Genomic DNA, 21,580 nt, shown 5'->3' with positions numbered 1-21,580 from the left:
TCGTCGTTGAGCCCATCTGAACAGCCCGGATCAACGAACTAGATAAAACTTAGTGACGACTAGGTTAATTCGGGGAGGGTGGGGCTTGTCCGCGTATAGCCTGAAATCACACCTCTGGAAGCACCGAGAACGAATGGATGGCCGTGCCGAACATCGAATCCCTCCTGGCAAGGATGACCCTGGCGGAGAAGGCCGGGGCGCTGTGCGTCGCCCGTGTCGTCGTCGGCGAGGACGGCACCCTCTGGGAGGGAACGCCGTCCGAATCGCCGTTCGGGTTCACGCCTACGACCGAGCTGCTCCTTGAACGCTCCATCTCCCACCTGACCTTAATGAACGCCCCGGGCGTGCGGGCCCTTGCCGACTGGCGCGGCGCGATCGATGCACGGGCTGCCGGGTCCCGCCTCGGTATCCCGGTCAGCGTCCTGTCCGATCCGCGGCACGGGCGCGTGCGCAACACGGCCACCGCACTGAGCGGCGATGGCTTCACCTCCATGCCCGAACCGGTCGGTCTCGCTGCGATGTTTTCCGCCGAACTCGTCGAGGAGTCCGCGGCGATGATGGCGCGCGAGCTGCGTGCAGCCGGCATCGACGTCGCCCTACATCCGATGGCGGACCTGGCCACGGAGCCCCGCTGGGCGCGCGTCGCCGGCACCTTCGGCGAGGACGCCGATCACGCCACCTTGACGATGGCTGCCTATATCCGCGGCATGCAAGGGCCGGACGGGGGCGTTGCCTGTACCGTCAAACATTTCTCCGGTGGTGGCCCGCAACAAGGCGGCGAGGACGCGCATTTCGAGCGCGGCGCACACACCGTCTACCCGGGAGGGCGGTTCGATGCGCACCTGGCGCCGTTCGCCGCGGCCGTAGACCTCGGCATCGCCCGCGTGATGCCCGGATACGCGGCCCCGCGTGGTCTCGACGCCGAGGCCGTCGGATTCGCCTTCCAACGCGGGCTCATCACCGGCATCCTCCGCGAAAGGCTCGGCTTCGAGGGCGTCATCATCACCGACTTCAACATCGTCACCGGAATGCGCCTGCCCAGGCTCGGGATCGAGCTGCCGGTGCGTTCATGGGGCCTTCTGGACCTGAGCCCGGTCGAACGCGTCGGCCGGCTCTTCGCCGCGGGGATCGACCAGCTCGGCGGCGAGGACGATCCCGGGCTGATCATCCGCGCCGTCGAGGACGGGCTCGTCAGCGAACAACGCCTTGAGGAATCCGTGCTCAGGTTCCTTCGCGAGAAGGAGCGCCTCGGCCTGTTCGCCCCGCGGGTGAGCGCCCCCGGCCTCGGGGCCATCGGCGGGCGCGAGCACGTCGAGATCGCCGAACGGGCCCGCGCCGCCTCCATTGTCGCCCTCGCCGGGCAGCCCCTCGGGCTGACAAAAGCGACGCGGGTCTACGCGGAGGGCATCGATCCGGCCGTCCTGGCCGACTACGCGACCTGCGTACCGTCGCCGGAGCAGGCGGAGCTGGCGATCCTCCGCATTGACGCCCCGTACGAGCCGGCCGCGAACGCCCTTGAGGGCGCCTTCCACGGCGGATCGCTGGCATTCACCGACGAGGAGTTCGCCCGGATCTGCGCGATCTGTGATCTTGTCCCGACGGCCATCGACGTGTTCCTCGAACGCCCGGCGATCCTGACCGGATTGCCCGGGCGCGTACACGCACTTCTGGGATCCTTCGGCGTCCCGGACCGTGCGCTCCTGGACGCGGTGTCGGGCCGGGTCGACGTGCCGGGGAGGCTCCCCTTTGACCTGCCGCGCACGATGGCGGCGGTTGAGGCCTCGCGGGAAGACGTCGCCTTCGACACGGACAATCCGCTGTTCCGCTTCGGCCACGGCCTTCACTGGCGGAGCCAGGAACTGGCATGATGGCCGGTGCGGATGGGGCAGCCCCGGCCGTTGACGGCAGACAGCGCCGCGGCGACGAACGGCGGGAGCGGATTCTTGCAGCCGCTGTGCACCGTTTCGCCCATCGCGGCTACGACGCCACCCGCATTGCGGACATCGCCCGCGACGCCGGCGTGACTGACGCCGGGCTCATCCACCATTTCCCGACGAAGCTCGCTCTCTTCCTCACCATCGTCGAGCGGCGCGAGCAGGCGTACGGGCTCCACGAGATCGGGGACCTCGACACCGTCAGCGACCTGCTTCACTGGTACATCAAGGCAGTTCGCGAAGCCGCCCAGCGGCCCGACTACGTGTATTTCCGTGCGATGTTGAGCGGCTCGGGGCTCCTGGACGGCCACCCCATCGCCGGCCGCCTCGCGGCAAACCTTGAAGGTGCCCTGGATGGTCTGACACCCATCTTCCGGCGTGGCATCGACCGGGGGGAGATTTCCGGCGACGAAGATGCCGAGCAGCTCATGCTTGAGCTGCTGGCACTCAACGAGGGCATCCGCGCCCAGTGGGTAGCCCTGCCCGGTCGGATCGACTACCCGGCGGTTTTCGAACGCGCCGTCAACGCCATGTACCGCCGCATCGCAGGGCGCGCGCTCATACAGTGAAGGCCTCCGACGCCGGCACGGCCGGACGGAACGCCGCGCCGGTAGCAGTCCGGGCAACCAGGGTCCAGGAACATCTCGCGGAAAAGCAGCTCCAATCCATTTACGGACGAGTACGAAAACGTTCTGACTCGACGCGAACTACGGGACCGCTGGGGTGCGGAAGATGAAGCGCCCATCCGGTCTAAGGCCTGGAGATCTGAAGTTTCTACGTTGAGGTGCTTTGGGAGGCAACTAAATCAATAATCGCTTTGGTACAGCGGGTACTCGCGGGTTTCTTGCGCGATGAACTTGGCCTTCGCTATGCAGTCAAAGAACAGCACAAAAGGAGTGTCTCGGACCGGAAACTCATCGATCTCCGGGCCGAGACCCCACGTAACTCCGGACTAGTTTGAAAACGAATAGGCGCCGTTACCGGTAACGTTTCACAGGTCTCAGCGGGCCATGAACCCTCCATCAATGGGCAGGTTCACGCCGGTGACCCAGGAGGACTCGTCTGAGGCGAAATACAGTACGCCGTAGGCCACGTCCAAGGGCTGGCCGAGCCGCCTGATGGACTGGTTTGCGGTGTTCACCTTCTCGTATTCACGGAGGCCGCCGGGAAAAGTCTCGGCGATTCCCTCGACCAGCGGGGTGAGCACCGTGCTCGGATGCACGGAATTGACCCGGATATTGTATTTTCCGTACGTCGCCGCATCCTGCTTAGTCATCATGGTCACCGCACCCTTGGCCACGTGATAAGCCGTGAACTCGTCATTTCCCGTCAGCCCGTAGATCGAGGAGAAATTGACGATCGACCCCGAATTTTGGGCGATCATGTATGGAAGCGCGTGCTTCGTGGAAAAGAAGACTCCTTTGACGTCGATATCGAAGAGTGAGTCCCACTCGGCCTCGGACAGTTCATGGGTCGGTTTGTCCACCCCGATGATGCCGGCGCAGTTGACCAGCACGTCCACTGTGCCGAATTCCCAACCGATCTCCTGGTAGACCTGCGCGACGCCAGCCTCTTGGGAAACGTCCACCTGCCAGAACTGCGCTCGACCGCCCGCCTCTTCGATGACCGCGACGGTCTCCTTCCCGCGCTCGACGCTGAGGTCGGTCACCGCGACCGTGGCGCCCTCCTGCGCGAAGAGCTCCGATGTCACGCGGCCCATTCCGGACCCTGCACCGGTGATCACTGCAATCTTGCCTCTCAGTCTGCCCATGTTCCCTCACCATTCTCTGGGGATCGAATTTCTTTGGAATCGATTGGCCGTCCCTCGGCTCGCCGCCAGGGATGGTCCCTGGCGGCGCAGAAAGGATCAGACGGCGGCGGTCTCGACCGCCAGTGCGGGGGCAAGGAAGCTGGCGTACCCGGTGTCCTCGGCCTCGCGACAGAACTGTTGGTACACGCCTCCGCCGCCCATGTAGACCTGGAACTCGGCTGGCTTGCCCTGGACGTTCTCGCCCATGAACCATGCCTTCGCCTTCAGACCCTCGGAGTACATGACGGTCGCGCGGCCCGCACGTTCGACCTCTGCGGCCCACCATTCCTCCGACTCCGGCGTCGCCTCGAGGCGTTCGATCCCGTTCTTCTCAGCGAAGGCGATCGCGCGCGCGATCCATTGTGCGCCGAGCTGGATCGGCACGGGTAGGTTTGAGTATGGGGTCGTGGGGCCGAGGGACATGAAGAAGTTGGGGAATCCGTTGACCGAGATGCCCAGATTGCTGCGGATCCCCCTGGCCCACTTGTCCCGGAGCACCAGACCGTCGCGACCCACGATGTCGATGAATGTCAGCGTCCCGGTCATGGCATCGAAGCCGGTCGCGAAGATCAGGACGTCGAGTTCATACTCCGTGTCGCCGACCGTGACACCGCGCTCCGTGATCTCGGTGATCTGGTTCGCTTTGACGTCGACCAGGTGGACGTTCTCGCGGTTGAACGTGGCGTAGTAGCCGTGGCCCGTCGGGACCCGTTTGCCGTTGAAAGAGTAGTCGTTTGGGCACAGGGCCTCGGCCGTCACCGGATCCTTGACGATCTCGCGGATCTTCTTGCGGATGAACTCGGACGCGAGTTCGCTCGATTCGTGGTTTGTGGCGAGGTCGTTGAAGCACTCGTTGGCGAAATGGAATCCGCCCTCATTCCATTTGCTCTCGAAGATGCGGTCGCGCTCCTCAACGGTCACATCAAGTGCGCTCTTCTCGGCGTAGGCCATATCGACGCCGAACGGGTGGGCAGCAGCGCGAGCGAAGATCTCGTCGTAGTCCCTGCGGACCTCGGCCATGCGTGCGCCGTCAACCTTGTCATTGGTCGTCTCGACGATGAAATTGGGCGTCCGCTGGAAGACGAAGAATTCCTCGCATTGCGGCGCAATGGTGGGCACGATCTGGATCCCCGACGCCCCGAGGCCGATGATCCCGACGCGCTTCCCTTCGAGCGCGACGCCTTCGCGCGGCCAACGGGCCGTGTGGTACTTCTCGCCCTTGAAGCTCTCGATCCCCGGTATCGACGGCCAGATCGGCTGAGAGAGCACGCCCATGCCACTGATGAGGTACTTCGCGGTGAGTGCGGTGCCGTCCTCGAACTGGACAGTCCAGACATTCGCGGCGTCGTCGTATCTGGCACCCGCCACACGGGTGTTCAGACGGATGTCCTTGCGGAGGTCGAGCCTGTCGGCCACGAAGTTCAAGTACTCGCGCACTTCGGCGCCAGAGGGATAGCGCTCGGTCCAGTTCCACTCGTCGCGGACTTCCTTGGAGAACGAAAAGGAGTAGTACTGGAACTCGCTGTCAGTGCGTACTCCGGGGTAGTTGTTGACCCACCACGTGCCGCCGATGCCGTCCAGGGCGTCCACGACCAGGCTGCGCTGCCCGATTCCCCTGAGGTGGTGGAGGAGCGCGAGTCCGGAGAAGCCTGCCCCGATGATGATGCTGTCGTAGTCAGTCCCTGCCGTGTAGGGCGGGCGGCCGTTGTTGTCGCTAGTGGACATGTTCGTATTTCCTTTCAGTTCTGGGAAGTGGATGACGCCGCCGAATCGACCAGGGCGGCGTTGCCTCGGCCGGACCGGTACCACTCGGCGATGAGCTGGATCTCAGTGTCGGCGCGGGGGTGCCGGCCGGCGAGGAACGGGTAGACGTGCTGCATGCCATGGCCGACCGAGAAGGTTACGTCCACGCCGGCATCCGCAGCGAGTCGGTTCACGCGCACGCTGTCGTCGAAGAGAGACTCGGTGTCGGCGGCGCAGATGTAAAGCCTCGGAAAACCGGTGAGGTCGGCGTAGAGGGGGTTGGCCCGGGGGTCCGTGGGTTCAGTGGCACCATCGATGTACCGTTCGATGTTGGCCTGGAGCCCCTCGCGTGCGATGAGGAAGTCGGTCGCATCGTTCGTCGTAATCGTGGCGCCGTCGTTGTGCATGTTCAGCCACGGAGACATGGTGATGACCTGCCCCGGGAGAGGAAGGCCGAGCGAGGGGAGCTCCATCGTGATGCTGATCGCGAGGTTGCCTCCCGCGCTGTCTCCGACAGGCGTGATGTCCTCGGCGCGATGACCTTGGTCTAGGAGGGCACGGTAGATGCTGACGCCGTCCTCGATCTGGGCCGGGAACTTGTGCTCGGGCGCGAGGCGGAAGTCCGCGACGAAGCTCGCCGTTCCGCAGGCCTTCGCGAGGTGTCCGGCTAGTTTGCGGTGGCTGCTCGAAGATCCGAGGGCGAACCCGCCGCCGTGCATGAAGATGTGCATCTGGGACGCGTCGCTGCCTCGTGGGGTGACGAGGATGCCCGGCACCCCACCGATCGTGGTGTGCTTGTATGTGACGTCCTCCGGCTCCGCCGTGGCCCGCTGCCAGTCATCGAAAATGATGCGCAGCAGCCCGACGGACAGGTCCGGGTATTTGGCTAATTCAGTGATCCACTGGGCATAGATCTCGCCCAGCAGATCGGTCGGTGTCGGCGACGACATTGTGGCTCCTTTGCTGCTTCACCCCACGGCTTCGCTGCGGTGCGGGGTCTTTGGGGTGTACTGGGGGCTGCGAATCACCCCCGCCGATCTCAGGTTGCACCACCGGTCGAGGCCGAAGAAGGGGGTGTCTCAAAATGAGGCATCCCAGTCTCAAGGTGAGTCAGATCACTTTGCGAAACGGTTGCAATCATGGGGATACGAAGCATTCACGCCATGCTTTCGCCAGACGCACAACCACAGGCCACAAGCGCCCATGGATGCGTCCACACAGCATCCGAAATTCCACTCAGGCCTGATTCCCTGTCCGCACCGAAGCAGACTCCGCGGAATCAGAAATCACCGATCTCCTGAAAGAGGAGCCATGTTCAAGAAGACCGCACTAACGTCCCTCGTCGCAGTAGGCGCCCTGGCCATGAGCGCCTGCTCCCCCGCAATGACGGCGGGCAGCAAGAACGTCGACACTGCCGCCGGCCAGAAGGTGGGCATCGTCGGCACCCAGAACCAGGTCCAGGACATCTCCCAGTTCTGCGGCACGAAGCCGATCAAAGTCGCCTATGCTGACGGCTTCGGCGGCAATTCCTGGCGCAAGACCACCCGCGCACTTTTCGAGGCCGAGGCCAAGAAATGCTCGAACATCACGAGTGTCAGCTACACCGACGCGCAGGGGAACACCCAGAAGGCAATCTCCGACATCAACTCGCTCGTCGCTCAAGGCGTGAACGTCATCGTCTCGTTCGCGGACGGCGGCCCTGCCCTCCTTCCCACGATCAAGAAGGCCACCGCGGCCGGCGTGAAGTTCGTTCCGATCGTCGCCTCACCCGGTGGACAGCCCGGGACCGATTACGTGGACTTCGTCTCGGAGGACGTCAACACCTATGGCAAGGGTCTCGCGGACTGGACCATCAAGCAGATGGGCGGCAAGGGCAACCTCGTCATGCTTGGCGGGCAGGCGGGCAACCCGTACTCGCAGGCCGTATACGAGGGCGTGAAGAAGGCCCTCGCGGCGAACCCTGACATCAAGCTGCTTAACGCCCAAATGGGGGATGTCCCGGTGGACACCGGCTGGGAGCCTGGCAAGACGAAGCAGGTCGTCGCGGGCCTCATCACCAAGTTCGGCACCATCGATGGCATTGTCGCGGACTATGGCGGCGGCTCGGTCGGGGGCATTCAGGCCTTCACCGAGGCGGGCAAGCCGATTCCCGTCTGGTCTGCGAACGACTCCAACCAGTTCGCATGCCTGTGGCAGCAGTACCACGCCTCGCAGCCGACCTTCCAGGTCGCGACCGAGTCCTCCCGGAACTGGGTGGCCGTCCCTGCCCTCCACAAAGGCCTCGCGGCCTTCAACGGGATCAACAACACCGAGCCGTCAACCTACAACCTGGAGATCATCGAGGACTCCACGAACCAGGCCAAGCTGCCCGTCTGCAACAAGGACCTGCCCAATGACGCCATCCTCTCCTCGGGCCTGAGCGTCGACCAGCTGAAGGCTCTCTTCTCCAAGTAGCACCACGCTGCCGGCGCCCGGCCCCACCTCCGGCGCTGGCAGCTCACCATCCTCTCAATATTTTCAATCCAGTCGGAGTCACAATGAACCGTTTGCAGGGCAAAGTTGCCATCGTCACAGGCGCAGGCCGTGGCATCGGCCGCTCCATCGCCGAAACCTTTGCCCGCGAGGGCGCCACAGTGATCGCAACGAGCCAGTCCAACCACGCTGACTTCAGCGAGGGCATCACGTTCCGCCAGCAGGACGTCGCGGAAGAATCCACGTGGAAGTCCCTCGTGGCCGGAGTCCTTGAGGACCACGGCCGCATCGACGTCCTCGTCAACAACGCCGGCATCATCGCCTATGAGCAGCTCGACGACCTTGCGATGGCCGACTGGAACCGCGTCGTCGCGGTCAACCAGACGGGCGTGTGGCTCGGGATGCGCGAAGTCGTACCCGCCATGGCCGCCCAAAGGAGCGGCTCGATCGTGAATGTCTCCTCCATCTGGGGGAACGCAGCCGTGGCCGGCGCCCATGCCTACCACGCGACCAAGGGCGCAGTGCGCACGATGACCAAGAACGCCGCCATCACCTACGCACCCCAGAACATCCGCGTGAATTCGCTGCACCCCGGGTTCATCGCTACTCCCCTGACAGATGCGCAGTCTCACGAAGTCAACGAGTTCGTGGTCGGGATGACGCCCATGGGGCGTCCGGGACGCCCCGAGGAGATCGCCTACGGCGCCCTCTTCCTAGCCAGCGATGAATCCACTTTCGTCACAGGCTCTGAGCTGGTCATCGACGGCGGATACCTGGCCCAGTAGCAGGCCATAGAAAGGAGAAGACAGTGACAGAAACCCAGCACCTGGATCCGAAGGTCCCCGGCATCGTTATCAGGGACCCGAAAGCCCGCACCGTAGCCCTGCGGCTCACCGGAATCGTCAAGAGCTTCCCAGGGGTTCGCGCGCTCAAAGACGTATCCATCGAGATTACGGCCGGCGAGGTGCATGCCCTGGTCGGCGAGAACGGCGCCGGAAAGTCGACGCTCATGGCCATCGCCTCCGGCGCCCTTGCGCCCGACGAGGGGACGGTCGAGATCGCAGGCCAACCGCTGACCGCCGCCTCCCCGCAGGCGGCCCGGTCCCTCGGCCTGGGCATCGTCCGCCAGGATCCCGCGCTGCTGCCCGACCTCACTGTGGCCGAGAACATGGCCATCGGCGTCGGCTACACGCCCGCCGGCCGGCTCGCGAAAGCTCCGGCCTGGGCGCAGGAGCATCTCGACCCCTGGCAGATGGGAATTAACGCCGCCGGCCGCGTCTCGGACCTCTCAGTCGAGCAGCGCTTCGTCGTCGAGATCGCCAAAGCGCTGGCCCTCAAGCCCCGCGTGCTGATCCTCGACGAGCCGACGGAACACCTGAGCCTCGAGGAGGTCCAGCGGCTCTTCCAGCGGGTCCGCGAACTGGTTGCGGGCTCGACCGCCGTCGTCTATATCTCCCACCGTATTCCCGAAGTGAAGCAGATCGCGGACCGGGTCACGGTCCTGCGCGACGGTGCGATCCGCGGCACGTTCCAGGCAGAATCGGTCACAGAGCACGAGATTGTTGAGCTCGTGGTCGGGCGTTCCCTCGACACGGTGTTCCCCACCAAAGGTTGCGTCGTCGGGTCGATCGGCGATGAGGTCCGGCTGAGCATCTCCGGCCTCGCTGGAACGCATTTCCACGACATCGCACTTGATGTCAGGGCGGGTGAAATCGTCGGCTTGGCCGGGGTGCAGGGGAATGGCCAGACTGAGCTGATCCGCGCCCTCGCCGGGATCGAAAACGCAAGCGGCAGCATGACCGTCGGAGGGCGCCCGGCGAGGCTCGGGAGCAGCGCTGCGATGGCCGACGCCGGAGTCGTCTACGTGCCGTCCGACCGGCATGGCGAGGGCCTGTTCATGCCTCTCAGCGTCGGCGAGAACATCTCCATGAAGACGCTGCGCAAGGTTTCCTCGGGCGGGCTCGTCAGCGACTCCCGGATCGCAGAGACCGCCGCGGAGCAGATCGCCAACCTGAGCATCAAGACGCCGTCGTCACGGACCCCGGTGGCCTCGCTGTCCGGCGGCAACCAGCAGAAGGTCGTCCTCGCGAGGACGCTGCTGGCTGAACCAACCGTCCTGCTGGCCGAGGAGCCGACGCAGGGTGTGGACGCCGGCGCCCGTGTGGACATCTACAGGATCCTGCGCGAGGCAGCGGACCAGGGCGCGGCAGTTGTCATCCTCTCCTCGGACGGCGTCGAGCTCGAAGGGCTTTGCGACCGGGTGCTCATCATGTCGCGTGGCTCGGTCATCGCAGAACTCGACGGCGACGACGTCACCGAGGCGGCCATCGCACGCGCCGCTCTGACCTCGACCTCAGTGCGCAAGCGCGAGGAACCCTCGACGTCGAGGGGCACGCGCTTCCGGCGGTGGCTGCGCGGCGACCAGTCACCAGCAGCGGCGCTCGGCGTGCTCATCGCCGTGATCGCTGCACTCGTCGGAATGTCGAACACGGTGTATTTATCGCCCTTCAGCCTCAACAACCTTTTGGTCATGGCAGCACCCCTGATCCTCATCGGCGTCGCACAACAGGTCGTCGTCATGGGTGCAGGCTTCGACCTCTCCGTCGGACCACTCATGGGCTTCCTCGTGGTGTCGGGGTCCTTCTTCATCATCAATGGAGGGAACATTCTCGTCGGGGTGGGACTCATGATCGGCGGGGCCGTCCTCACCGGCCTCGTCAACGGGATGCTCGTGACGAGGTTCAACCTGAATCCCATCATCGTGACTCTCGCGACCGCCCTCGCCCTCCAAGGCGCTTTCCTCATGCTGCGCGACACGCCGGGCGGAAGCGTTCCGGTCGAGTTCTCCGACTTTGTGTCCGCCAACATCGGCTTTGTCCCGGTCGGAACCATCGTCGCCGTCCTCGTCGCCGTCGTCCTCGAATGGTCTCTCCGGCGCAGCCGCTGGGGACTCGAGCTGCGGGCCATAGGGTCGCGCGCGGACGCCGCCGAACGGCTCGGCATCCGGGCCGGACGGGTCCGTCTGCTCTCCTACGTCCTTGCCTCGCTGCTTGTGGTGCCCGCGGCGGTGCTTCTGCTCGCGCAGATCGGCATCGGCGACGGACGACCTGCACTGCCCTTCACTCTCTCGTCCGTCCTGGTCGTCGTCCTCGCCGGAGCGAGCATCTTCGGGGGCCGCGGCTCCTTCATCAGCATCGTTGCCGCCGGTCTCCTCGTGGCCCAGGTATTGGGCCTGCCCGCGTTTCTCGGCCTGTCGGGGGCCTGGGGCTATTGGCTCCCCGGCATCATCACCATCGGAGCAGCTGTCTTCTACGCACAGCTTCGGAGCATCAGGAAGAACTCATGACGAACTCCCATGTCACCAAGAAAACAGGCTTCGGCCTCAAGCGGCTGGTCTCCGGCGGCTCGGGAGCCATATGGCTCGCGACCCTCGCCCTCTTCTTCGCCAGCCCTCTCGTGGCGCCCGGCAGCCTGAATGCGGCACCAGTGCTCGGCATGCTGCCCTTCGCCGCCGTCCTCGCCATCGCGGCTATCGGCCAAACGCTCATCGTCCAGCAGCGCGGTCTAGATCTCTCCGTGCCCGGCATGCTCGCCTTCGGAGGGGTGTTGATCTCCGGTCTCCCCCAAAACTTCGGCTGGCCGCTCTGGGCGTCCGCGGTCGCGGCCATCGTGCTGCCCGCGTTGGCTGGGCTGGTGAACGGCGTCCTCGTGACCTGCTTCGGGGTGATGCCTCTCGTCGCGACCATCGGCACGAACGCCGCGCTTCTCGGAACGGTGTTCGCCCTCTCGAGCGGCACCCCAGCCGGTGCGGCGCAGGAGCTCACGCAATTTGCCACGTCGAAGACTGTCGGCGTTCCGAACGCACTCCTCATCGCGATCCTCGTGGTGGCCGTGGCCGGCTTCATGTCCCAGCAGTCGATCACCGGCCGCCGCCTCACCTCGGTCGGCGTGAGCAAGGGCGCCGCGACCGTGATCGGCGTGCGGGTGAGCGTCTACCAGACCGTCGCGTACGTCATCGCCGGAGCCCTCTACGGCATCGCCGCAGTCCTCTACACCGGCTATGTGGCTACGCCGCCGCTGTTCTTCGGCGACGGCTACCTGCTGCCGACCGTCACCGCCGTCGTTCTCGGGGGAACGGCCCTCACCGGGGGCCGGGCCGCGATCGTGGCCTCAGCGGTGGCCGCCCTGTTCCTCACGCAGCTCGGCCAGCTCCTGAGGGCCCTTGGCTCGCCCGAGCCGCTGCAACTGGTGATCCAAGCGGCGGTGCTGCTCGTCGTCGTCCTCCTCCGCGAGCTCGTCCCGACCCTTGTTCGCGCGGTGAGGCGACGGCCGCTGGTGGTCGCCGCTAAGGCCATGGCATAGCCATGGAAAACTCACTCCGCGTCGAGCCGGTACGCCTTCATCTTGCGGTAGACGGTGGCCCGCGAGACGCCCAGGATGTCCGCCGCGCGGACGCGGTTTCCCTTCGCCTCGGCCAAAGCCTTCCGAATGGCCTCGAGTTCGGCTCTCTCCATGACGCTCAGGTTCTTCCTGCTCTGCAGGGTGATCGGGAGGTCGGTCGCGTTCACGGCGTCGGTCTTCCCGGTCGCGGAGAGGTGGTTGATCATGTGGCGGAGCTCCTTGACGTTGCCCGGCCACTCGTGCCGCCGGAGCGCCTCAAGGGCGTCCGAGGTCAGGCGAAGCCTCGCGGCGGGTGCCACCGCCTGGGACAGAGCGCCCCAGAGTTCCTCAAGGTCGCCCAGACGGTCCCGGAGAGGCGGAACCCAGAATGTCCTGGCTTCGAATTTGAGCTGAAGCTGTTCGGAGTCCTCAAGCCGGCCCGTCAGTGTCATAATGACGCTCTTCGCGCGGGCGTGGGACTCAAGGAGGGCCCGGACGCCATCCAGTGCCGGCGTGTCGAGCGTCTCGATGCCTCGGATCACGATATTGCGGGGTCCCTCGCGGAGCGTATCGGACACGGTGCGCAGCCAGTCGCGGGTTCCGAGGATGTGGCATTCGGCTGCGTCAAGGAGCGAAGTCGTAGCCGACGAGAAGCCGGACTTGAACGGAGTCCCGAGCGCCAAGGTGGTCTTGCCCACGCCGGACTCGCCGACGAGAATGACCGCCTTGCACTGATCGCGAAGGCGCCCGACCTCGTTCATCACGCTCAGCCACCCCGGCGACCGGCCGGCGATGCGCGGAAACGTCCTGGACAGTGCAGCCTGGAATCGCCGCGGAGGCTCGGTCACGGTCACGATGCTGTTACCTGCCCCGATGTTCCTGAGCTCGACGTCAGCGAGGCCCGAAGAGAGCTCCATCGCGTACCGTCCGTCGGGACGGGACTCCGCTGCGAGCTGGCGGAGCAGGGTCTTGTCGGGGTCGCTGATCTGTCCGGCCAGGGCATTCTGCAGCATGATGCCTTGGGGGTTGAACGCGACCACCGGGTCCGAGTGCCGGCGCGTGATGTTCATGAACGCGCTCAGCGTCGCCCGGGACGCCGGATGCTCGACGGTCAGAAGATGCTGCTCAAGCTGGGTGGTCACGGACCGGATCAGCGGTTTAAGGAGGTCGGCTCGGGGCGTCAGGTCGCAGGACAAGGTCACGACAGCCATCAGGCTCCCCGTGATGGGGTGGAGCACGGGGGCACCGGTGCAGACCACGTTGTGGTAGAACTCGGCGAAATGTTCCTCGCCCTGGATCTGCACGGCCTTGCCCATCGCGACGACGGTGCCGACGCCATTGGTGCCGACGACGTTCTCCGCGAGGACGGCGCCGCGCACGGTCCCCACGCGGTCCAAGTGCGACATGGCCTTGCGGTCCTGGACCCACCGCTTGAGGATCTGGCCGCGGGAGTCGGCGAGCAGGAACGCGAGGCCCGTCCCGTCGAGGTCTTGGGCGAAACGGTTCAAGGGCGCTGCGAACATCTCCAGAAGGTGCTCGTCCAAGACGCTCTCGGGAACGAGCGGTACTTCGACGACATTCTGGGGTTCACCGAGCGCGGCCTGCGACCGCTCCCACGACTGCAAGAGGTCGCGTTCGGAACTCACTTAGCAACTCCTTTGATACTGACCAGCCAAAAGGGTGTCTGTGTAACGCCGCAACTTGGCCGATTATTCCGCACATTCGCCGAACAACGGCACACGCCGGCTACAGCTTTAGGCCGATTGCAGGCGGCGCCGAGCCGCAAACCATTTACAGCAAGCTACAGCACGCCATCACGTTAGGAAAGAATCATGACTACTACATGGACTCTCGACACTCCCGCCGACGTACTCGGCCATCACGTGCCGTTGGGCCTCTACATCGACGGCGGGTGGCAGGCTGGACGCGGCACACTTGTCGTGGACAACCCCTCTACCGGGACCGTGCTGACCGAGGTTGCCGACGGGGGCCCCGAAGAGGCGATGGCGGCCCTGGACGCCGCGGTGGCGGCCTCCGCGTCGTGGCGTGCCTGGGCGCCGCGGAAGCGGGCCGACCTGTTCCATCGGGCATACGGCATCCTCGTGCAACGGGCCGATGCGTTCGCGGACATCATGGTGGCCGAGAGCGGCAAGCCGCGCAGCGAGGCCCAGTCCGAATTCGCCCTTTCGGCCGGGTTCTTCCTCTGGTACACCGAGCAGATCGCGCACCTCCACGGCGCCTACCAGGACGGGTCGCCGGGCGGCTACAGGATCATCGAGACCCATCAGCCAGTCGGCCCGAGCTTTCTCGTCACGCCATGGAACTTCCCGCTGCTCATGTCGGCCCGTAAGGCCGGGGCCGCACTAGCCGCCGGCTGCACCGTGGTCATGAAATCCGCGCGGGAGACCCCCCTCACAGCTGCCCTGTTCGTGCAAGCGCTCCATGACGCAGGATTTCCGGCCGGCGTCGTCAATCTCATACATACCACCACGTCCGCCGACGTCTCTTCGGCCCTGATGGACGACGTCCGCTTACGCAAGGTGAGCTTCACAGGCTCCACACAGGTGGGCCAGACGCTCCTGAAGCAGGCGTCATCGAACATCATGAATTCCTCCATGGAACTCGGCGGCGATGGCCCGTTCATTGTCCTGGACGACGCCGACATCGACCTCGCCGTGGACCAGGCCGTGGCCTGCAAGTTCCGGAACGCGGGCCAGGCCTGCGTCGCGGCCAACCGAATCATCCTGCATGCGGCCATCGCGGAGGAGTTCACCGAGAAGTTCGTCGCGAAAGCCGCGGCGCTCAAGGTGGGTGACGGGTTCGACCCCGATGTCGCCGTCGGCCCCATGATCTCGGCGCGCCAGCGCGACCGGGCCCTCGGGCTCGTGGAGTCGTTCCTCAGGATCGGCGCCGACCTCCTCTCCGGCGGTGGGGCTGCGGATCGACCCGGGTTCTTCTTCGAGCCGACCATCATGCGATTCCCCGCGAAGAAGCACGAGTTCCGCAACGAGGAGCTGTTCGCGCCGATCGCGGCCCTCTACACCGTCGACTCGGTGCAGGAGGCCCTGGAGTTCGCAAACGACACCCCCTACGGGCTCTCGTCCTATCTCTTCACGAACGATCTCTCGCGCGCCGTCGCCATCGCCGAGCACCTGGACTTCGGCATGGTCGGTGTGAACCGCGGGATCATGGCCGACCCCGCGGCGCCCTTCGGCGGCATCAAGGTGTCCGGCCTCGGCCGCGAGGGCGGCCACGACGGCATCTACGAGTTCCTTGAGCGCAAGTACGTCGCGCTCACCATCGACAACACCAAGGGGATGAACTGATGAGCCCTTCATCAATCCACAACGTTATTGGCCTCGGGCTGCTGCGCCAGCCCAAAGAGGTCCTCTTCGGCCCAGGACAGCGCCTCCAGATCCCACGGATCGTGGAGTCGCTCGGGCGGCACGCCCTGGTCTGCACGGATGCCCGGATGGCCACGACCGACGACTTCCTTGAGATCGTCCACGGGATCGAAGCCCGGGGAACTCAAGTGTCCGTATTCTCCGAGACCGAGCCCGACCTTCCCCGCACCAACGTCCTCGTCCTTCAGGAGAAGTTCAAAGACTCCGATGTCGACGTCGTCGTCGGCGTCGGTGGGGGCAGCTGCCTCGACATGGCCAAGGTCGCGGCTCTCATGCTTGCCCATGGCGGCGACATCCGCGACTACTACGGCGAACACCTCGTCCCCGGTCCGGGACTGCCGCTCGTGACCGTCCCGACGACGGGCGGCACGGGCGCCGAAGTCACGTGCATCGCAGTGGTCTTCGACTCCGACCGTGGCATGAAGGTCGGCATCGCGAGCCCCCACCTCGAGGCTCACACCGCCGTCGTGGACCCGGAGCTCACGCTCACGTGCCCGCCCGGCCTGACGGCGGCAACGGGAGCCGATGCCCTCTCGCACCTCATTGAGGCCTTCACGGACCGGGCCAAGAACCCGAGCGTGGACGAGATCCAGAATCACCTCTACGTCGGGAAGAACCGACTGACTGACATGTACTGCCGAGCGGGGCTTGAGCTGCTGAACATCTCGCTTGAGCGCGTGGTCCAGGACCCGTCCGACCTCGAGGCGCGCTCGGACACGATGCTCGCAGCGTTCTGCGCAGGAATGGCCATCAACACTGCCGGGACCGCCTCGGCCCACGCGATCCAGTCCCCCATCGGGAACCTGACCCACACGCCCCACGGCTTCGGGGTCGGGGCTCTGCTTCCCTACGTCATGCGGTTCAACTTGCCGGTGCGGGTCGCGGAATTCGCGGAGATCGGGCGGATCTTCGGCGTTGCCGACCCCTCGTCGCCAGAGCCGGAGCAGGCCCGGGCCGCCATACTGAGGGTCGAGGAGATCCTCTCGGCGCTGGGCGTACCGCTGAACATTGCCGCCCTCGGCTTCGATCCCCAGGACTTCCAGTACGTCGCCGAACAGGCCATGCTCGCCACCCGTCTCACTGCCAACAACCCGCGCCCGCTCAGCGTCGACGCGGTGGTCGCCATCCTCAAACACAGCCACGAAGACGACCGCACGTGGTGGGAAGCCTGAGGGGCGGGACATCATGGACCGAACCGTCACTGTCGTCGGTGCAGGCTCGATCGGCGTCGCCTTCTCCGTACTGTTCGCCAAGGCCGGATTCAATGTCCGGCTGTGGGATGCGTTCCCTGATGCCCTACCCCGGGCACGCCGGGAGCTTACCGAGCGGCTGAATGTCTTGGAGGACAACGGGCTGCTTGATGAGCAAATCGCCACCATCACCGAACGGGTCAGCTGCCACACAATCCTCCTGGAGGCCCTGCGCGGGGCCGAGCTAGCGCAGGAATGCGCTCCTGAGAGGCTCGAGGTCAAGAAGGAGCTCTTCCAGCAGCTAGGCGCCTACAGCGATCCCGGCACTGTCCTCGCGAGCTCCTCCTCGGCGATCGTCTCCAGCCGATTCGCCCGGTCCACACCTGCCAGCGACCGGGTCCTGATCGCCCATCCCGGCAACCCGCCCTACCTGCTTCCGGTCATCGAACTTGTACCCTCCGAGTTCACGTCCGAGGCCACACTTGAGCAGGCCCACCGTATCTACAGCGAGGTCGGCCTCAAGCCGGTCACCGTGCAGAAGGAGGTGGAGGGCTTCATCTTCAACCGTCTGCAGGGCGCACTGCTGAGGGAAGCCTATTGCCTGCTCCGCGACGGCGTTGGATCCGTCGAGGCAATCGACGGAGTCGTCCGGGACGGCCTCGGACGCCGATGGGCCTTCATGGGACCGTTCGAGACCGTGGACCTTAACACGCGGGGCGGCATCGCTTCCCATGCAGAGAAGATGGGGCCCGCCTACGCGCGCATGGGCGCCGAACGGGGGCAGCACGATCCTTGGACTGCCGACCTCGTCGCAAGTGCGGACGCCCAGCTACGCGGCCGGCTCCCCTTGGATGAGTGGGCGGAACGCGTGCAATGGCGAGACGAGCAGCTCATGCGGCTGTCTCAGCTGCTCGACCGGACCGACGAACGCACGGCGAGTCCGATGGTGCCGCCGGCCGCCACCTCTCGCAACCTGGCAGGAGGAACTGCGTCGCGCTGAACGTCCCGAGGGCGTCCCATCGCGGCTGGGACAACGCCGGGGCGATCCTGCACGCGTGGGGACGGGCACTACGCCTGAACCTGATCGAGCACCCGAGCCTACCGATGATCTTCCTCTCCCGGGCGGTAATCGGGTCCGGCATCCTCCACGGGCTCGAGGCTCTCCTCGGACCCCTGGCCAGGGCCGGGATGCCCCCGGCTCAGGGCGTCCACGCGGTCTACGCCGTCCTCACCTACGCCACAGGATTCGCGGCCTGGGAAATACCGCGCACACACCGGCAGCCACCAGCGACCTACGCGGCGAGTTGGCGGCGGGAAGTTGCCAAACTGCCTCCAGCCGAGGTTCCATTTCTCGCCGGCATCCCCGACGAGCTGCCAGAGGTCGCCGGCGAGAAGCAGTTCGAGCTCGGGCTGGCCGCCCTGACCGCCGGCCTGGCCATCACCCCCGGCAAGTGACCCCGGCCGCGCCACCCGCGATCTTTGCATCGGGCCGGTCGCGGCGGCCATGGCCATTTCACCGGATTCCCTCGATTGTCGGAGGCTCCTTCGTACCCGTCTTCACCCGCATCGGGGCCCTGGACCGGGCCTCCGTGAGGTCCTTCTCCAGGCGCCCGCTGTCCGCTTCCGGAACCAGGACCATCCGGTGGTGTGAGCTCCGAGCCCGCACGTGCATCGAGGGCACATACGTCGAAGACTCAGGGGCGGACCGCCATAGGCACCTCCATAAAGCAGACGTAAGTGTGGACACTGTCCACACCCCCATTGGCAGGACAAACGGACAGGCACAGCTCCCCCATATGACCAGGAGCAGCTTTCCGAAGAAACCTCCGCGCCAGAGCCGGTTTCATCATGTCGTCCCCCGGACCCTGAACCATGGAATGGTGTTGGCCATCCACGACAAACCAACAGAACCGGAACGAGGAACCGCATAACCCCAACCCAGAGCAGGCAGAAGGCCCACCAGCCAGGACCCTGAACCCGCCACCCACACACCTGAATAGGCCACCGCGGCGGCCAGGCACCAGCCCGCGCCCCTAGCGTCAGAGGGACGCCACCACGCTTTGTACACACGTTAAAGCAAAAACCCCCTCTGACGAGGAGGAATGCTGTGCCCGAGGTGGGACTCGAACCCACACACCTTTCGATACCGCATTTTGAGTGCGGCGCGTCTGCCAATTCCGCCACTCGGGCGCGGAAACACCGAAACAAGACTAACCGACGTCGAGCTCTTCACAGAACTCAACGCTCCCTGTTGCAGTGCGCGAAACTACTCTACATGCAGATAGGCTAATTTCCAGAACCGGCTCGGCCGAGCAATAAATCATACGCAGGGACCGGGTGCAACTAAGATGGTTGAGAACCCGCCGTACGTCTTGAAGGAGATCCCGTGTCAGAACAGACGGAGTCCAAGCCCGCATCCCAGCCGGCACGCCGAGTAGTTGTCGCAGAGGATGAGACCCTCATCCGCCTGGACATCATCGAGATCTTGAAGGGCGAAGGCTACGACGTTGTCGGCGAGGCCGACAACGGTGAGAAGGCCGTTCAGCTGGCCGAGGAACTGAAGCCGGATCTGGTCCTCATGGACGTCAAGATGCCTGTCATGGACGGCATCTCAGCAGCCGAGAAGATCGTCAAGGCGAGGATCGCCCCCGTGGTCCTGCTGACGGCGTTCAGCCAGAAGGAGCTCGTGGAGCGCGCCCGCGACGCCGGGGCCATGGCCTACGTCGTCAAGCCTTTCACTCCGGCAGACTTGATCCCGGCTATCGAAATCGCGCTTTCCCGCCATGAAGAGATCAGGGCGCTCGAAAACGAGGTGACCGACCTTCAGGAGCAGTTCGCCACGCGCAAGCTTGTAGAGCGCGCCAAGAGCCTCCTGACCACGAAGATGGGCCTCACGGAGCCGGAAGCATTCCGTTGGATCCAGAAGACCTCCATGGACCGTCGCCTCAGCATGCGCGAGGTCGCCGAGACCATCATCAACCAGGTCAACTAGCACTCCCCCCGCGAAGGGCGCCGCTTCCACGGGAAGCGGCGCCCTTCGTCGTCCCCGGAAATGATACGACCCAAAACAAGACAAAGGAGGCCCCGCCAAACGGCGGGGCCTCCCCTAAACGAGCGAAGAAAGATCAGGCCTTGGACTTGGCCTTCTTCTTCTTTTCCGGCCACGGTCCGAGCTTTTCCTTGCGGGCTGCGGCTTCTTCCACGTGGGAAGTATCCGCGAGGTCGCCCACCTTGTGGACCTTGAGCGAGTTCGTGGAACCAGCTTGTCCGGGAGGCGAACCGGCAGCGATGACCACGAGGTCGCCGTTCTCCACGATCTTCATCTCGAGCAGGCTGCGGTCAACCTGGGCCGTCATGGCGTCAGTGTGGCCCACCATGGGGACCAGGACGGGCTGGATGCCCCAGGTCAGCGCCAGCTGGTTCCAGACGTGCTCCACGGGGGTGAAGGCGAACACCGGCTTGACGGGCCGCAGGCGGGACAGGCGGCGCGCCGAGTCACCGGACTGGGTGAACGTACAGATGTACTTTGCGTCCAGCTGGTCGGCGATTTCGACGGCGGCACGGGTGATGGCGCCACCGCGGGTCTTGGGCTTGGTACCCAGCGGAGGAACGCGCTCAAGACCGTGCTCTTCGGTGGACTCGATGATCCGGGCCATGACCTTGACCGTCTCGATCGGGAACTTGCCCACGCTGGTCTCGCCTGAGAGCATGACTGCGTCGGCGCCGTCGAGCACGGCGTTGGCGCAGTCCGAAGCCTCAGCACGGGTCGGGCGCGGGTTGTCGATCATGGATTCAAGAACCTGGGTGGCCACGATGACCGGCTTTGCCCAGCGGCGTGCCAGTTCGATGGCGCGCTTCTGGACGATCGGCACTTCCTCGAGCGGGAGTTCCACGCCGAGGTCGCCACGGGCAACCATGATGGCGTCGAAGGCGTCGATGATTTCGTGGAGCTGCTCCACTGCCTGCGGCTTCTCGATCTTGGCGATCACCGGCACGCGGCGGCCTTCTTCGTCCATGATTTCGTGGACGCGGGTGATGTCGGAGGCATCACGGACGAAGGACAGCGCCACAAGGTCAACACCACGCTTCATGGCCCAGCGGAGATCGTCCTCGTCCTTTTCGCTCAGTGCGGGGACGTTGACTGCAACGCCGGGCAGGTTGATGCCCTTGTTGTTGGAGACCCAGCCGCCGACGGTCACCGTGGCGACCACCTTGACGTCGTCAACTTCGATGGCGCGCAGTGCAACCTTGCCGTCGTCGATCAGCAGTGCGTCGCCGACGTTGACGTCTTCGGTAAGGCTCTTGAGGGTGGTGGAGCAAATGTCCTTGGTGCCCGGGACGTCCTCGGTGGTGATGGTGAAAGTGTCACCGACGGCGAGTTCGTGGGGGCCGTCGACAAATCGACCCAGGCGGATCTTGGGGCCCTGCAGGTCAGCCATGATGGCAACCGGCTTGTGGAGCTGGGCGGCGGCTTTGCGGACGTTCTCGTACGTGATGTCGTGTACCGAGTAGTCGCCATGGCTCATGTTCATGCGGGCGACGTCGACGCCGGCTTCCAGCACCGCGAGGGTGTTGTCAAAACTGGAAATTGCCGGTCCGAACGTTGCCACGATTTTTGCGCGTCTCATATACCTACCCTAGTAGTGT

16 protein-coding genes and 1 tRNA gene are annotated in these 21,580 nt (G+C 65.0%); 11 read left to right on the top strand and 6 right to left on the bottom strand.

What is annotated here, in order from left to right:
* Positions 1-143: 143 nt before the first annotated feature.
* On the top strand, positions 144-1,868 hold the full coding sequence (locus NFJ07_RS07575; RefSeq protein WP_269993499.1) for a glycoside hydrolase family 3 protein: 1,725 nt from the start codon (positions 144-146) through the stop codon (positions 1,866-1,868).
* Complete coding sequence (locus tag NFJ07_RS07570) at positions 1,865-2,503, top strand: TetR/AcrR family transcriptional regulator (RefSeq protein ID WP_269993498.1); 639 nt, start codon at positions 1,865-1,867, stop codon at positions 2,501-2,503. The genes NFJ07_RS07575 and NFJ07_RS07570 overlap by 4 nt, the downstream gene beginning before the upstream one ends.
* Before the next feature lie 431 nt (positions 2,504-2,934).
* On the opposite strand, the gene NFJ07_RS07565 is transcribed toward NFJ07_RS07570, so the two are convergent.
* The 3 genes from NFJ07_RS07565 to NFJ07_RS07555 form a co-directional block, all read right to left on the bottom strand.
* On the bottom strand, positions 2,935-3,705 hold the full coding sequence (locus tag NFJ07_RS07565) for an SDR family NAD(P)-dependent oxidoreductase (protein WP_269993497.1): 771 nt from the start codon (positions 3,703-3,705) through the stop codon (positions 2,935-2,937).
* Between the two features lie 96 nt (positions 3,706-3,801).
* Entirely contained in the window at positions 3,802-5,469 is a 1,668-nt protein-coding gene (locus NFJ07_RS07560) for a flavin-containing monooxygenase (protein WP_269993496.1), read from the bottom strand.
* A gap of 14 nt (positions 5,470-5,483) precedes the next feature.
* Positions 5,484-6,437, bottom strand: coding sequence for an alpha/beta hydrolase (locus tag NFJ07_RS07555; RefSeq protein WP_269993495.1), 954 nt, complete (start codon positions 6,435-6,437; stop codon positions 5,484-5,486).
* Between the two features lie 361 nt (positions 6,438-6,798).
* Here NFJ07_RS07555 and NFJ07_RS07550 point away from each other — a divergent pair, with 361 nt between their 5' ends.
* The 4 genes from NFJ07_RS07550 to NFJ07_RS07535 all read left to right on the top strand — a co-directional run bounded on the left by NFJ07_RS07550 (position 6,799) and on the right by NFJ07_RS07535 (position 12,321).
* On the top strand, positions 6,799-7,941 hold the full coding sequence (locus NFJ07_RS07550; RefSeq protein WP_269993494.1) for a substrate-binding domain-containing protein: 1,143 nt from the start codon (positions 6,799-6,801) through the stop codon (positions 7,939-7,941).
* 83 nt (positions 7,942-8,024) lie between these two features.
* On the top strand, positions 8,025-8,744 hold the full coding sequence (locus NFJ07_RS07545) for an SDR family NAD(P)-dependent oxidoreductase (RefSeq protein WP_269993493.1): 720 nt from the start codon (positions 8,025-8,027) through the stop codon (positions 8,742-8,744).
* Between the two features lie 23 nt (positions 8,745-8,767).
* Positions 8,768-11,305, top strand: coding sequence for an ATP-binding cassette domain-containing protein (locus NFJ07_RS07540; RefSeq protein ID WP_269993492.1), 2,538 nt, complete (start codon positions 8,768-8,770; stop codon positions 11,303-11,305).
* A complete protein-coding gene (locus NFJ07_RS07535; protein ID WP_269993491.1) occupies positions 11,302-12,321 on the top strand; it encodes an ABC transporter permease in 1,020 nt (339 codons plus the stop codon). The genes NFJ07_RS07540 and NFJ07_RS07535 overlap by 4 nt, the downstream gene beginning before the upstream one ends.
* Before the next feature lie 11 nt (positions 12,322-12,332).
* Here the strand turns inward: NFJ07_RS07535 and NFJ07_RS07530 are convergent, their stop codons facing one another.
* Positions 12,333-13,985, bottom strand: coding sequence for a sigma-54-dependent Fis family transcriptional regulator (locus NFJ07_RS07530; RefSeq protein WP_269993490.1), 1,653 nt, complete (start codon positions 13,983-13,985; stop codon positions 12,333-12,335).
* Between the two features lie 186 nt (positions 13,986-14,171).
* Between NFJ07_RS07530 and NFJ07_RS07525 the strand changes: the two genes are divergently transcribed.
* From NFJ07_RS07525 to NFJ07_RS07510, 4 genes are read left to right on the top strand one after another with little or no spacing between them, the layout of a single operon-like run.
* Positions 14,172-15,665 (top strand): NAD-dependent succinate-semialdehyde dehydrogenase, encoded by a 1,494-nt coding sequence (locus NFJ07_RS07525; RefSeq protein ID WP_269993489.1) that lies wholly within the window; start codon positions 14,172-14,174, stop codon positions 15,663-15,665.
* Complete coding sequence (locus NFJ07_RS07520; protein ID WP_269993488.1) at positions 15,665-16,915, top strand: iron-containing alcohol dehydrogenase; 1,251 nt, start codon at positions 15,665-15,667, stop codon at positions 16,913-16,915. Before NFJ07_RS07525 ends, NFJ07_RS07520 begins: the two co-directional genes overlap by 1 nt.
* A gap of 13 nt (positions 16,916-16,928) precedes the next feature.
* The gene (locus NFJ07_RS07515) at positions 16,929-17,933 is read left to right on the top strand and encodes a 3-hydroxyacyl-CoA dehydrogenase (RefSeq protein ID WP_269993487.1); all 1,005 of its coding nucleotides are present in this window, start codon (positions 16,929-16,931) and stop codon (positions 17,931-17,933) included.
* Positions 17,930-18,388 carry a TetR/AcrR family transcriptional regulator C-terminal domain-containing protein gene (locus NFJ07_RS07510; protein WP_269993655.1) on the top strand — a complete coding sequence of 153 codons (459 nt, stop codon included), beginning with the start codon at positions 17,930-17,932 and terminating at the stop codon, positions 18,386-18,388. The genes NFJ07_RS07515 and NFJ07_RS07510 overlap by 4 nt, the downstream gene beginning before the upstream one ends.
* Positions 18,389-19,041: 653 nt before the next feature.
* Here NFJ07_RS07510 and NFJ07_RS07505 read toward each other — a convergent pair.
* A tRNA-Leu gene (locus tag NFJ07_RS07505) sits at positions 19,042-19,123 on the bottom strand.
* Positions 19,124-19,319: 196 nt separating this feature from the next.
* Here NFJ07_RS07505 and NFJ07_RS07500 point away from each other — a divergent pair.
* Positions 19,320-19,925, top strand: a complete 606-nt coding sequence (locus NFJ07_RS07500) for an ANTAR domain-containing response regulator (RefSeq protein ID WP_269993486.1) — start codon at positions 19,320-19,322, stop codon at positions 19,923-19,925.
* A gap of 133 nt (positions 19,926-20,058) precedes the next feature.
* On the opposite strand, the gene pyk is transcribed toward NFJ07_RS07500, so the two are convergent.
* Positions 20,059-21,561, bottom strand: coding sequence for a pyruvate kinase (gene pyk, locus NFJ07_RS07495; RefSeq protein ID WP_269993485.1), 1,503 nt, complete (start codon positions 21,559-21,561; stop codon positions 20,059-20,061).
* Between the last annotated feature and the right edge of the window lie 19 nt (positions 21,562-21,580).

Origin of the sequence: Arthrobacter sp. B2a2-09, assembly GCF_027587375.1 — a bacterium.
Taxonomy (GTDB): Bacteria; Actinomycetota; Actinomycetes; order Actinomycetales; family Micrococcaceae; genus Arthrobacter.
The sequence above is the reverse complement of the archived record's forward strand: the minus strand, read 5'-3'. Positions and strand labels throughout refer to the sequence as shown.

Bases quoted from the DNA above. Each gene is read 5' to 3' on its own strand.
- NFJ07_RS07570 (WP_269993498.1), top strand. From the start codon at position 1,865: ATGATGGCCGGTGCGGATGGGGCAGCCCCGGCCGTTGACGGCAGACAG.
- NFJ07_RS07565 (WP_269993497.1), bottom strand. From the start codon at position 3,705: ATGGGCAGACTGAGAGGCAAGATTGCAGTGATCACCGGTGCAGGGTCC.
- NFJ07_RS07560 (WP_269993496.1), bottom strand. From the start codon at position 5,469: ATGTCCACTAGCGACAACAACGGCCGCCCGCCCTACACGGCAGGGACT.
- NFJ07_RS07555 (WP_269993495.1), bottom strand. From the start codon at position 6,437: ATGTCGTCGCCGACACCGACCGATCTGCTGGGCGAGATCTATGCCCAG.
- NFJ07_RS07550 (WP_269993494.1), top strand. From the start codon at position 6,799: ATGTTCAAGAAGACCGCACTAACGTCCCTCGTCGCAGTAGGCGCCCTG.
- NFJ07_RS07545 (WP_269993493.1), top strand. From the start codon at position 8,025: ATGAACCGTTTGCAGGGCAAAGTTGCCATCGTCACAGGCGCAGGCCGT.
- NFJ07_RS07535 (WP_269993491.1), top strand. From the start codon at position 11,302: ATGACGAACTCCCATGTCACCAAGAAAACAGGCTTCGGCCTCAAGCGG.
- NFJ07_RS07525 (WP_269993489.1), top strand. From the start codon at position 14,172: ATGACTACTACATGGACTCTCGACACTCCCGCCGACGTACTCGGCCAT.
- NFJ07_RS07520 (WP_269993488.1), top strand. From the start codon at position 15,665: ATGAGCCCTTCATCAATCCACAACGTTATTGGCCTCGGGCTGCTGCGC.
- NFJ07_RS07515 (WP_269993487.1), top strand. From the start codon at position 16,929: ATGGACCGAACCGTCACTGTCGTCGGTGCAGGCTCGATCGGCGTCGCC.
- pyk (WP_269993485.1), bottom strand. From the start codon at position 21,561: ATGAGACGCGCAAAAATCGTGGCAACGTTCGGACCGGCAATTTCCAGT.